We start from the raw sequence: 12,752 nt of genomic DNA on the forward strand, positions 1-12,752 counted from the left end.
CTCACCCCCACGACGGGTCCTTGCCGGGCCGCCACTTGATCGAGCAGCCCGCGCTCGGCACCTGCGGCTGCGGGGCGGGCGCGCCCGCCAGCAGCGCGTCGGCGGCGCGGCGCATATCCTCGCCCGTCACGGCCACGTCGGTGCGCTGCGGCGGCGCGCCCGGCACCGGCGGATGCGGCAGGCGCGGACGGCTGGCGCAGAACTGCCCGGCGTAGAACAGCCTGCGGTCCGGGCCATAGAGGAAGAAGTCGGGCGTGCAGATCGCGTTGTAGGCGAGCGCGACGTCCTGGCTCTCGTCGTGGAGATAGGGGAAGGGCAGGTTCCGCTCGCGGGCGAAGGCCTGCATATGCGGGTAATCGTCCTCGGGAAATTCGTCGGGCCAATTGGACGAGATCGCGACGACCTCCACCCCCAGCGGGCGGTATTCGCGGGCGAAGGCGCTGAGGCCGTCGATCATGTGGAGCACGACCGGGCAGTGGTTGCAGATGAAGGCGACGAGCAGCGCCGGCGCGGCGAATTCGCGCAATGGGCGCATCGTGCCGTCGGTGTCCGGCAGGACGAAGTCGGGGGCCGGCTTTCCGTAATCCAGCTGCCGTGACCAGCGCAGCATCCCATCCCTCCCCTAGAAATAGAATTTGTATTCTGATAATCGCTTTTCTACACCAGCGCAAGAACAAGACGCGAGGAGAGGGTTCGGACCATGGACACAGCATCGCCAAGCGGCGGGTTGAGCCGGCGGCAGTTGATCGGCGGGGCGGCAATCCTTGCCGCCGTGATCGGCGTGCCGGTCGCGGCGCTGCGGGGCGATCTGTTATCGGGCGATTCGGCGCCGAGCGAGCGGCGCCGCGCGCTGCTGCGGCAGGTCAGCCAGATCGTCATCCCCGCCACCGACACCCCCGGCGCGGGCGATGTCGGCGCGGGCGACTTCGTGCTGCTGGCGCTCGATCACGGCCTCGAGAAATCGCGCGAGCCCCTGCCCGCGGATGCGCCCGCGGCCTTCGCCCGCCATGCCCGCAAGGACGGCTCGCTCGACCAGGCGACATGGCTGGAAGCGGAGCTCGATGCGCGCGCGGGCGGCGATTTCCTCGCCGCCGCCGCCGACCGGCAGGCGGGCCTTGTTGCCGCGCTCGATGCCGAGGCGTGGGGCGAGGGGGGCAAGGATCTCCCCTGGCGCACCGTCAAGGCGCTGATCCTCACCGGCTACTACACCAGCGAGGCAGGCGGTTCCGAGGAGCTCGCCTTCGAACTCGTGCCCGGCACCTTTGCGCCGGATGTTCCCGTCACCCCGCAGACCCGCGCTTTTTCGAGCGACTGGACCGCGGTGGATTTCGGCTGAGGGGCGGCAGACATGGATTTCGACGCGATCGTGGTGGGTTCGGGGATCACCGGCGGGTGGGCGGCCAAGGAACTGACCGAGGCCGGATTGAAGGTGCTGATGATCGAGCGGGGGCGCAACATCCGCCACCAGCAAGATTACGCGACCGAGCTCAAGACCCCCTGGGAAATGCCGTTCCGCGGCGAGGGCGACCAGGCGGCCTATGCGCGGGACTACCCGGTGCAGATGCTCAACCGCCACTTCAACGAGTACACGCAAGGCCACTTCGTCAAGGATTCGGAGAACCCCTACACAAAGGCCGAAGGCACCGATTTCAACTGGTTCCGCTCCTACCAGCTGGGCGGGCGCTCGCTGACCTGGGGGCGGCAGTCCTACCGCTGGTCGGACTACGATTTCGCGGCCAACAAGCGCGACGGGCACGGCACCGACTGGCCGATCCGCTACGCCGATCTCGCCCCGTGGTACGACAAGGTCGAGGAGTTCATCGGCGTCTCGGGCGCGGCCGAGGGCCTCGCGCAGCTGCCCGACGGGCGCTTCCAGCCGCCCATGGCGCTGAACCCGGTCGAGCGCCACGTGCGCGAGGTGATGAAGGCCAACTGGCCCGAACGCTGCCTGACCATCGGCCGCACCGCCAATCTGACGCAGGCCATCGGCGAACGCGGCACCTGCCAGAACCGCTCGATCTGCGCGCGCGGCTGTTCCTACGGCGCCTATTTCTCGACCCAGTCGAGCACGCTTCCGGCCGCGATGGCGACCGGGCGGCTGACGGTCGTCACCGATGCCGTGGTGGAGAAGGTCGACTATGACCCCGCCACCCGCCGCGTGACCGGGGTGCGCTATCTCGACCGCACCAGCAAGACCCGCAAGAGCGCAACCGCGCGCATGGTGTTCCTCAACGCCGGCGCCTTCAACTCGGTCCACCTGCTGCTCAATTCGGCGAGCGAGGCGATGCCCGGCGGGCTCGCCAATGCGAGCGGGGTGCTCGGCACGCACATCATGGATCACGCCAGCACCCTGTCGGCCATCGCGCTGATGCCGGGCTTCGAGGGGCGCACCACCACCGGCAACCGCCCGACCGGGGTGATCGTCGCGCGCTACCGCAACATGGAGGCGATGGACGGGGAGGGGCACACGCGCGGCTATTCCTACCAGGGCGGCGCCCTGCAGAGCACCTGGACGGCGGGCAAGCGCGATCCGGGCATCGGCGCCGATCTCAAGGCGAAGCTGCGCCAGCCGGGGATGTGGCGCATGGTGCTGGTCGCCTTTGCCGACTGCGTCCCGCGCGCGAGCAACCGCCTGACGCTCGATCCCAAGGCGGTCGATGCGGACGGCATCCCGCAGCTCAACATCGCCTTCGCCTTCGGCAAGGAGGAACGCGCCGCGCTTGCCCAGGCCAAGGCCGATGCGGCCGAGATGCTGACCAGGGCGGGTGGCAAGGTCATCATGGGCTTCGACCAGCCCGGTGCCGGCGGCAGCGCGATCCACGAGATGGGCGGCGCGCGCATGGGGCATGACCCGGCAACCTCGGTGCTGAACCGCTGGAGCCAGGCGCACGACATCCCCAACCTGTTCGTCACCGACGGGGCGCAGATGAGTTCCTCGGCCTGCCAGAACCCCTCGCTCACCTACATGGCGCTGACCGCGCGGGCCTGCGATGCGGCGGCCTCGATGCTGCGCGAGGGCAAGCTTTGACCCCTCACGCCAGCCCCGATGACGCCGCGCCGCCGCCGGCGCTGACGCCGCGCCAGAAGAACCTCGCGCTGATGACGCTGATCGTGGCGGTGGTGCTGGAGATCGTCGATCTCACCATCGTCAACACCGCGCTGCCGGCGATCACCACCGGCCTCGGCGCCTCGGCCGAGGCGGTGCAGTGGATCGTCGCGGGCTATGCGCTGAGCTTCGCGCTGCTGCTGATGGCGGGCGGGCGGCTGGGGGACGCGCTCGGCTACCGGCAGGTGTTCCTGCTGGGGGTGACGGGCTTCACCCTCGCCTCGGTCGCCTGCGGCCTTGCGCAGAGCCCGAGCCAGCTGGTGCTGGCGCGGCTCGCACAGGGCGCCTCGGGGGCGATCATGTCGCCGCAGGCGCTGGCGCTGATGCAGGTGCTGTTCACCCCGCTCGAGCGGGTGTCCAAGCTGGCGCTGTTCGGGCTGGTCGGCGGCCTCGCGGCGATTGCCGGGCCGGTGCTGGGCGGGCTGCTGATCGAGCTCGACCTCTTCGGCCTCGGCTGGCGGCTGATCTTCCTCATCAACCTGCCGGTGGGGATCTTCGCGCTGGTTTCGGGCTTCCTGTTCCTGCCCGACCGCCGGTCTGCGCGCGCGGGCGGGTTCGACGGGCAGGGGATCGTGCTGTTCGGCCTCGCCGTGCTGTGCCTGCTCTGGCCGCTGACCCGCGCCGAGCGCGGCTGGGGCATGGCCGAGCCGCTGCTGATGGCGCTGGCGGTGCCGCTCGCGGCGCTCACCTGGCGCCATGCCGGCGCACGGGTGCGAGCGGGCCGCGCGGCGGTGTTCGATCCCTCGCTGCTGGCGATCCGGCCGTTCCGGCTCGGCCTTGCGATCTCGACGACCTTCGCCACGGCGAGCGCCGGGTTCCTGCTGACCTTCGCCTTCGCGCTCCAGACCGAACGCGGGGAGAGCCCGCTCGCCACCGGGCTTCTGCATATGCCCTATGGCCTCGGCGCGATGCTCGGGATCGCGGTTCTGGGGCGCAACTTCCTGCCGCGCATCGGCAAGTGGGTGCTGGTGGCAGGCGGCGTCACGATGATGGCAAGCGTGCTGGTGATCCTCGCCGGGATCGGCCCGTGGGCCTGGCCTTGGACCCTGCTGGTCGCGCCGCTGGTGCTGGGCGGGACGGGCATGGGCTCGCTGTCGGGCTGCATCGCCCCGGTCACCCTCGCGCAGGTCGACAGGGACCATGCCGGCGCGGCGAGCGGGATGCTCAAGACCTCGCAGCAGATCGGCAGCGCGCTGGGGATCGCGCTCAACGGGAGCGTCTATTTCCTGCTCGCCGACGGCGGGGGCCTGCGACCCTCGCTGGGCGCGGGGCTGGTGACGGCGAGCCTGCTGGCGCTTGCCACGCTGCTCGCGCTGCGCCTGCCGGGCGTGATCTTCCGGCCCGAACCGGCGCTCGCCAAGGCGGCCTGAGCGGCGCTCAGGGCTGCGGCGGCGGCGCGTCGCCCAGCATCCCGATTGCCCCCAGCCAGCGGTGGAAGAGCGTGATCCAGTCCTCGCTCGCCTTGCCCGCCGTGCCTTGCGCCAGCCCGAAACCGTGACCGCCATTGGCGAGGAGGTGGAACTCGATCGGCGCGCCCGCCGCGCGGTAACTCTCGATCAGCGGCAGGCCCTTCTCGCGCTGGAGCAGGAAGTCGTCCGCCGCGATCAGCACGAACATCGGCGGGGCTTTGGCGGGGACGGTCATCGGCGCCATGCTGGGATAGATCGGTGCGGCGAAGGCGGGCGCGTCCGCGCCGCCCTTCTCGACCACCGAGCGGGTCAGGAACCCCCCGGCGGAGAAGCCCATGAAGCCGACGCGCTCCGGATCGACGCGGTAGGCGGCAGCATTGGCGCGCACATGGCGCAGCGCGGCAATCCCGTCGGCCAGCGCCGCATCCGGGGTGTTGCCCGGCGGCGCGAAGCTTGCCTTGCCGCCGTTGCGCACCGCGTTGTTCTCGTCACGGAACTGCATATTGTCGCGCGGGGTGGGCAGCACCCGGTACTTGAGCACGAAGGCGGCGATGCCGTGGTTCGCCAGCCAGCGGGCGACCTGCCAGCCTTCATGATCGATCGCGAGGCCCAGGAACCCGCCGCCCGGCGCGACGATCACCGCCGCGCCCGTCGATGGCCCGGCCGGCAGGACCGGCACCAGCGTCGGCCTGCTGACGTTGCGCACGCCGATCACCCCGTTCTGGGTCATCCACTGTTCGGTGTCGGTCGCGTCGGCGGCAACGCTGGGGAGAAACACCGCACCCGGCTGATGCGGCGGGGAAATCGCAACATAGTCGGCATGGAATTCTTGGCCGCTGACCGGCGCGGCTGAGATCGCGGCGGCCAGCAGGATGGTCATGGCGATACGCTTCACAGGGACGATCTCCTCTCTGTGCGGATGCTCCGGGCTGCTGCCGGATTGACGCAAGGATAAAATTATAATTATTGTTCGGTAAAGTCCACAGCGCACCGGCACAGGAGAGGGGATGCGGGGCGCGATCCATGACGCGATGCGCGAGGATGCCGGGCTGGCATCGGCCCTGCGCGCACCGTTGCAGGGGCGCAGCCGCGAATCCTACGACCGGATGATGGCCGCCACCGAGGTTCTGCTGGGCGAGCGGGGCAGCGGCGACTTCACCCTGGGCGAGGTCAGCCGGCTCGCGCGGGTCTCGATCGGGTCGATCTACAACCGCTTCGAGAACAAGGAGGCGCTGCTCCATGCGGTGCAGCTGCGCGTGCTCGAGCGGGTCAACCGCGAGATGGGCGAGCGGATCGGGCAGGCAATCGCCACCCGCGCGTCGCTCGACCAGCTGGTGGAGCGCCTGATCGAGGCGATCGCCGAGACGCTGCGCGCCCATGCCGCACCGATGGCGGCACTGATGCGGATCGCCAGCGACGATCGGCAGGTCGCGGTCACCGGCAAGCGCTTCTATTCGCAGACGGTCGCAACCTACACGGCCGCGCTGCTGGCGTACCGCGAGGCGATGGGCCACCCCGATCCGGCGCGCGCCGTCGATAGCTCGTTCCGCATCCTCTACGCCGCGATCGCCCGCTACCTCGGCTTCGGCTCGGCGACGGATGCGGCGTGGGAGGGCGACTGGACGATGCTGAAGCAGGACCTCGCGTCGATGATCGCCGCCTTCTTCCGCTCCGCTCCCGCGCCGAAAGTGGAGACGCAAGGCGGGGTGTTGACAGGTGCGGGGGACCTCATTACTAGAACATAAATTCTGATATTAGTTTCATAGGATCCGCCAAAAAGGCGGACCGGATATTGGGGGAGTGATCATGAAACTCATCGCAAGCCTGCTCGCGTCCACTATACTGGTCGTCCCGGGCGTCGCTTTCGCGCAGGAAAAAACGGCCGAAGATGCCGAGCCCTACGATGGCACCATCGTCGTCACCGCGCAGAACCGTACGGAGAACGTGCAGGACGTGCCGATCGTCATCGACGTGGTTAGTGGCGAGCAGGTAAAGGATGCCGGCATTACCGATCTGGCCGGTATTCAGCGTCTCGCTCCGGTGCTCAACGTCACCGTCGACGGCGTCAACGCCCGCGTAGCGATCCGCGGTGTCGGCACGAACAGCAACGACGAAACCCAGGATCAGACCGTTGCCATCAACATCGACGGTGAATTCCTCAATCGCGGCGGGGTGCTGAATGCCTCTCTGTTCGACATGGAGCGCGTCGAAGTCCTTCGCGGCCCGCAGGGCACTCTCTACGGCCGCAACTCGACCGCCGGTGCCGTCAACTTCATCACCCGCAAGCCCGGCGACACTTTCAGCGCCAATGGCAGCATCAGCTACGGCAATTTCGATCACCTGATCGTGGAGGGGGGTGTCGATGTGCCGCTCGGGGACGTTGGCGGAATCCGGTTCGCGGGCCAATATTCCAAGCGCGACGGGTACAACTTCCACCCCAACTTCAACGCGCGCAGCCAGGATGATGACACCCTTGGCCTGCGTGCCTCGCTGCGGCTAGAGCCGGTCGAAGGCTTGACGATCAATGCCGCCATTGAACACGTCTACAGTGAGGTGGTGCCGCCGATCACCGCAACCTTCAACTTCCTGCTTCCGGGCAATACGCCTGGGGCAGGTTGCGGCGGGGTCCAGGGCTTCGTCGAGATCGCGCCGGCTGTTCCGGGCACGCAGTGCATTCCGCGCAACACCAACCGGCTCGAAGGTATCAACCGGCAGAGCTACAACGCGCCTTCGACTGGTCTGGGGCGTTTCGTCAACGATGCCTGGATTGGCCGTGGCCGCATTGCGTATGACTTCGGCGGTGTCACTGCCGCCTACCGCGTGGGTTACCGCACCACCGATCGTGGCGGACCGCTTACGCTCCAGCCCAACTACATCTTCAACAACTTCAGAGAGGATGTTGAGACCCAGAGCCACGAGTTCCTGCTGACCGGCGAGGAGACCGGCTTCAAGTGGCAGGCTGGTGCTTTCTATTTCAACGAGAAGCAGGACATCGAGCGCGGCCTTTACCGTGCTCCGCCGCCGCCCTTCCTGCTCGGACCCAACGGCGGCTACGTCAACTACTTCCTGCGCGACGTCAACTCGGACAGCTATGCCGTCTTCGGTCAAGCCGACGTCAGTCTGACAGATAAGCTCACCCTAGTTGTTGGGGGGCGGTACACGTCCGAGGATCGTGACGCCTTGTTCGTCAACTATCCGGGGGCGATCAACCAGCCCGCCAATCCGCTGTTCAACACCGGTCCGGTTCGTCCGACTGTGTTCCCAGCGCCGATCGTGAACCGGAATCTCGTCGCCGAGGATGAAGCCTTCACATGGACCGTGGGCCTCAATTATCAACCCGACGCGGATACGCTGGTTTACGGTCGGGTCGCGACCGGGTTCAAGGGCGGCGGCTTCGATGCCGTGGGCACCTACAATCCTGAAAAGAACACCGCCTATGAGGCTGGAGCGAAGTTCAATTTCGGCCCCAACGGTCAGAGCTTCGTCAACATTGCGGCGTTCTACTACGATTACACCGATCTGCAGGTGAACGTGCTGATCGACTCCGCGCTCGGCGGGCAGGTGTTCAACGCGGGTTCGGCCGAAATTTATGGCGCGGAACTCGACGCCCAGATTGCGATTGGGGAGAATGGCAGACTGCGCGGATCGATCAATTACGTCAACGCGTCCTACGGTTCGTTGCTGGCGTCGATCCCGGTCTTGTGTGTCAATCCCGGGTGCAGCGGAAACGGGTCAGCGGCAGTGGGTGACCTTGCAACCACACCGGGTCGGATCACACAGCCCGACCTTGGCAACAACACACCCCCCTACACGCCGGCCTGGACGCTCAATCTCGGCTACGATCACGATTTCAAGATTGGCGATATCGGGACGCTGACGGCCAGCATCTTCTCAGTGTTCAAGAGCGCCTATTTCACGGACATCTTCAACTACAACGACTCCCGTCAGGGATCCTTCACGCAGACCGATGCAAACCTCACGTTCCGCCCGACCGGCGGCCAATGGTTCATCCAGGCTTTCGTCCGGAACATCGAAAACGAGCGTCCCTTATCCTTCGCGGCCTTCGTCGTCGCGGGAGCGGATCGCATTTACAACTGGCAGTTCGCTCCGCCGCGCACTTACGGAATGCGTGTCGGCTTCGACTTCTGAACCTGACAGGCGGGGCCCCAGACCCCGACCGATCGCAAGGGGCCGGGCGGATCGCATCCGCCCGGCCCTTGCCGTTTGGCAGCCGACCTCACGCGACCCTCGGGCAAGACGGCGCCGCGCTTGCCAAACCCCGCATCGGTGATAGGGTGTTCTGGCAGAGCCCGGCCCCCGTGTGAGGGCGCGCCGCGCTTCCGCTTTCAACAGCCCGATTGTCGCCATCCGCGTCCGCAGCCTCGCTGCCGGACGATCCTGGTGCGCGGGCTCCGGACGACAGGAGGATCCAGCGATGAACGACGCCGCCGCCACCCCCCTTCTCACCGAGCGCTTCGACGATGCGCTCGCCTATGCCAGCCGGATCCACCGCCTCCAGGTGCGCAAAGGGAGCGGTGTGCCCTATGTCTCGCACCTCCTCGGCGTCGCGGCGATCGCGCTCGAGAACGGGGTGGACGAGGATCAGGCCATCGCCGCGCTGCTGCACGATGCGGTCGAGGACCAGGGCGGGCTTCCGCGCCTCGCGGACATCCGCGAGCGCTACGGCGAGGATGTCGCGGCGATGGTTGCCGACTGCACCGACGCGCACGGCGATCCCAAGCCCGCGTGGCGCCCGCGCAAGGAGGCCTATATCGCCAGCCTCGCGACAAAGCCCGCGCGCAGTCTCGCGGTGAGCCTTGCCGACAAGACCCACAACGCGGCCGCCATCAACGCCGACCTGCGCGCCCATGGCGCGGCGGTGTGGGCGCGCTTCACCGGCGGCAAGGACGGGAGCCTGTGGTATTACCGCGCGCTCTCCGACGCCTTCCGCGCGCACGCCCCCGGCACCGCCGCCGAACGCTTCGCCCGCGAGGTCGATGAGATGGAGGAACTGGCGGTCCGCGCCTGAGGCGCTTGCGGTTTACCCGGCGCGCACGGTGCGCAGGAAGCCGCGCACCTGGTCGCCGAGGTGGGCGGCCTGGGCTTCCAATTCGTTGGCGCTGGACAGCACCTGGCTGGCCGCCGCGCCGGTCGAGAGCGAGAGCTGGCGCACGTCCTCGATATGGCCTGCCACCTTTTCGGTGCCGCGCGCGGCAAGGTCGATGGACTGGGCCAGATCGCGGCCCGCGACCGATTGCTGGTCGACGGCGGTCGCGATCGAGACGGCGGTGGATTCGAGGTCCTTGACCTGCCCCGCGATGGCCCTGAGCGCCTTGACGGAGGCGCCCGTGGTCGATTGCATCGCGCGGATCTGCTCGGCGACCTTCTCGGTCGCGCGGCTGGTCTGCATGGCGAGTTCCTTGACCTCGCTGGCGACGACCGCAAAGCCGCGCCCCGCCTCGCCGCCGCGGGCGGCTTCGATCGAGGCGTTCAAGGCGAGCAGGTTGGTGCGCTGGGCGATGGTCTGGATCAGCTCGACGATCTGGCCGACTTCCTCCGCCGAGGCAGCAAGGGCGGAGATGGTCTCGTCCGCCTCGCCGGTGGCCTCGGAAGCGAGCCGCGCGAGTTCGCTCGAGGAGGCCGCCTGGCGGCTGATCTCGCTGATCGACAGGGCGAATTCGTCGCTCGCCGCGGCGGCCGCGGTGGCGCCGGCATTGGCTTCCTCCATCGAGGTCGCGACCTCGCCGGTGCGGCGGCTGGCTTCCTCGGCGCTCTGGGCCATGCGGGTGGCGGTGGTGTGGAGCTGGCTCGATGCCGCCGCCACGCCGCTCACCACGTCGCCGACCGTGCGTTCGAACTGGCGCGCGACCTCGTCGAGAAGCGCCGCCTTCTTCGCTTCGGCTTCCAGGCGCTCGCGCTCGCGGTCCTGCTGGAGTTGCAGCTCGAGCTCGGCCTTCTCCGAACGCTCGCGCGCCCAGGTCTCGAGCCGCTTGCTGGCGCGCTTGAACAGGTCGAGCGCGCGCACCATCGCGCCGATTTCGTCCTTGCGGTCAGCACCGGCGATGGCGAATTCGCGGTTGCCGTCGGCCAGCCGGGTCATCGCCTCGGTGATCTCGACGATCTTGCGCGAGAAATCGCGCGACAGGTAGGCAAGGCCGAGTACCAGCACGCCGCCGCCGACCACCGCGAGCACGCCGAGGATCATCACGAGGTCGAAGAAATAGCCGATGCCGGTCGCCTCCTGCGCTTCGCCGCGCGCGGCGATCGCGGCGGCAAGTTCGCGGCTGGCGGCGATCAGCGCATCGCCCTCGGCGGCGACGGTCGCGGCGGCGGCATTGGCATCGCCCCCGCTGCGCGCGGCATCGCCGGCGCGGTCGAAGGCGGTCTCGAAGCGGGTGATGGCGCTGCGCACCGTGGCGGCGCGGGGCGCAAGCTCGGGCGCCTCGGCCGCGAGCGCGGTTTCGATCGCGGCAAGCTGCGTCAGGACGGCGCTGCCCGCGCCGCGCTGCGCCTCGCGCAAGGGCCCGCTGGGGTCATAGAGCACCCGCACCGAATTGTAGCGCAGGTCCCCCGCCGCCGTCTGCAGCTGGCCTGCCGCCACCAGCGTCTCCTGCACGCGGGCCGAGGCGTTGTAGCGGGTCCACAGCTCCGTCAGACCGCCGCCCAGCACAACCACCATCAGGAGGCCGACGCCGAGGAAGGTGCCGAACACCGTGTTGATCTTGTGCGCAAGCGGCAGGTTGCGGAACCAGGTGATGCGTTCAAGCAGCGTGGCGCGCGGCGCGGCAAGGTCCGCCGCCGGGGCCGCGTCCTCGCCGAGCGCGAAATCGGCGCGCAGATCGCGCACGAAATCGGGCACGGCCTCCTCCTCGCGTCGCTCCTGAAGGCTCATCATGTTCATGCCGCTCATCCCCCGGGGCTCGTTCGCAAGCTTTTGTGAAGGATAATCCTTGCAAAAAGCTTGATGCTTACGGGGGTTTGCGGATCAGCCGGTGCGCACTCGGGAAAGGAAGGCCTGCACTTCGCCGCGCAGGGTGGCGGCCTGGTGTTCGAGACTGGTCGCGCTGTCCAGCACCTGCGCGGCGGCCGCCCCGGTCGAGAGCGACAGGTCGCGCACGGTCTCGACATGGACGGCGACCCTTTCGGTGCCGCGCGCGGCCAGATCGATGCTGCGGGCCAGATCGTGCCCGGCGACCGATTGCTGGTCGACGGCGCTGGCAATGGCGATGGCGGTGGTTTCCAGCTCCTCGATCTGCGCGGCGATGGTGCGCAGCACGGCGACGCTCGCATCGGTCGTGGACTGCATCGCGCGGATCTGTTCGGAAACCTGCTCGGTCGCGCGCGCGGTCTGGTTGGCGAGTTCCTTGACCTCGCTCGCCACCACCGCAAAGCCGCGCCCCGCCTCGCCGCCACGTGCGGCCTCGATGCTGGCGTTCAAGGCGAGCAGGTTGGTGCGCTGGGCAATGGTGCGGATCAGCTCGACGATCTGGCCGACTTCGCTGGCCGAATGCGAAAGCGCGCCGATGGTGCTGTCGGCCTGCCGCGCGGATTGCGTCGCCTCGCGGGCGAGCGCGGCGGAGGAGGCGGCCTGGCGGCTGATCTCGCCGATCGACATGGCGAACTCGTCGCTCGCCGCAGCCGCCGCGCTGGCGCCGAGATTGGCCTCCTGCATCGCCGCCGAAGCCTCGCCGGTGCGCGCGGCGGCATCCCCGGCGGTGGCGGACATCGCGGTGGCGGTCGATTGCAACTGGCCGGAGGCGGCAACCACCCCGGTGACGACCTCGCCGACGGTGCGTTCGAACTGGTCGGCGATGGCGCGGATCGCGCGCACCTGCTCGGCGCGCGCTTCCTCGGCGAGGGCCTGCTCTCGGCCCCGCGCCTCGAGCTCGGCGCGGGCCGCCTCGGCGCGTTCGCGGCTCAGTTTCTCGAGCCGCATCCCGGCGCGGTGGAACACCTCGGTGGCGCGGGCCATGGCGCCGATCTCGTCGGCGCGTTCCTTGCCGCTGATCGCGACGTCGCGTTCGCCCGCGGCGATCCGGGTCATCTGCCCCGCCATCGCGGAAAGCGTCGCGCCGACGCTGCGGTTGAAATAGCGCTGGGCCATGAGAGTGACGAGCGTCAGCAGCGTGGCAAGCGCGATCCACAAGGCAAGCAGCCGCCCGATCAGCGCCGCCTGCCGCGAACGCGCACGGCCGATCGTTATGACGACGCTCGCGATGATGGTCGGGATGCTGCCC

Annotated in this window: 10 protein-coding genes; 6 read left to right on the plus strand and 4 right to left on the minus strand. The window is 68.6% G+C overall.

The genetic code is table 11. The annotated features are described in order from the left end of the window. Position 1 precedes the first annotated feature (1 nt). Positions 2-610: a thioredoxin family protein gene (locus tag OPU67_RS08725; RefSeq protein ID WP_267619146.1), complete on the minus strand. Its 609-nt coding sequence runs from the start codon at positions 608-610 to the stop codon at positions 2-4. A gap of 90 nt (positions 611-700) precedes the next feature. Here OPU67_RS08725 and OPU67_RS08730 point away from each other — a divergent pair, with 90 nt between their 5' ends. From OPU67_RS08730 to OPU67_RS08740, 3 genes are read left to right on the plus strand one after another with little or no spacing between them, the layout of a single operon-like run. Next, on the plus strand, positions 701-1,336 hold the full coding sequence (locus OPU67_RS08730) for a gluconate 2-dehydrogenase subunit 3 family protein (protein WP_267619147.1): 636 nt from the start codon (positions 701-703) through the stop codon (positions 1,334-1,336). 12 nt (positions 1,337-1,348) lie between these two features. Then, the gene (locus OPU67_RS08735) at positions 1,349-3,028 is read left to right on the plus strand and encodes a GMC oxidoreductase (RefSeq protein ID WP_267619148.1); all 1,680 of its coding nucleotides are present in this window, start codon (positions 1,349-1,351) and stop codon (positions 3,026-3,028) included. Beyond that, complete coding sequence (locus OPU67_RS08740; RefSeq protein ID WP_267619149.1) at positions 3,025-4,476, plus strand: MFS transporter; 1,452 nt, start codon at positions 3,025-3,027, stop codon at positions 4,474-4,476. The genes OPU67_RS08735 and OPU67_RS08740 overlap by 4 nt, the downstream gene beginning before the upstream one ends. Before the next feature lie 7 nt (positions 4,477-4,483). Here OPU67_RS08740 and OPU67_RS08745 read toward each other — a convergent pair whose 3' ends face one another. Beyond that, positions 4,484-5,410, minus strand: a complete 927-nt coding sequence (locus OPU67_RS08745; protein WP_267619150.1) for an alpha/beta hydrolase — start codon at positions 5,408-5,410, stop codon at positions 4,484-4,486. Positions 5,411-5,522: 112 nt separating this feature from the next. On the opposite strand from OPU67_RS08745, the gene OPU67_RS08750 reads away from it, so the two are divergent. From OPU67_RS08750 to OPU67_RS08760, 3 genes are all read left to right on the plus strand, one after another. Beyond that, positions 5,523-6,260, plus strand: a complete 738-nt coding sequence (locus OPU67_RS08750; protein ID WP_267619151.1) for a TetR/AcrR family transcriptional regulator — start codon at positions 5,523-5,525, stop codon at positions 6,258-6,260. 61 nt (positions 6,261-6,321) lie between these two features. Then, entirely contained in the window at positions 6,322-8,664 is a 2,343-nt protein-coding gene (locus OPU67_RS08755) for a TonB-dependent receptor (RefSeq protein ID WP_267619152.1), read from the plus strand. Positions 8,665-8,950: 286 nt separating this feature from the next. Continuing rightward, on the plus strand, positions 8,951-9,544 hold the full coding sequence (locus tag OPU67_RS08760) for an HD domain-containing protein (protein WP_267619153.1): 594 nt from the start codon (positions 8,951-8,953) through the stop codon (positions 9,542-9,544). Between the two features lie 12 nt (positions 9,545-9,556). Here OPU67_RS08760 and OPU67_RS08765 read toward each other — a convergent pair whose 3' ends face one another. After that, positions 9,557-11,416, minus strand: a complete 1,860-nt coding sequence (locus OPU67_RS08765; protein ID WP_267619154.1) for a methyl-accepting chemotaxis protein — start codon at positions 11,414-11,416, stop codon at positions 9,557-9,559. 84 nt (positions 11,417-11,500) lie between these two features. Further along, the coding region (locus tag OPU67_RS08770) for a methyl-accepting chemotaxis protein (RefSeq protein ID WP_267619155.1) at positions 11,501-12,752 on the minus strand (1,252 nt) is incomplete at its 5' end.

The sequence above is a fragment of the Erythrobacter sp. WG genome (assembly GCF_026586795.1).
Taxonomy (GTDB): domain Bacteria; phylum Pseudomonadota; class Alphaproteobacteria; order Sphingomonadales; family Sphingomonadaceae; genus Erythrobacter.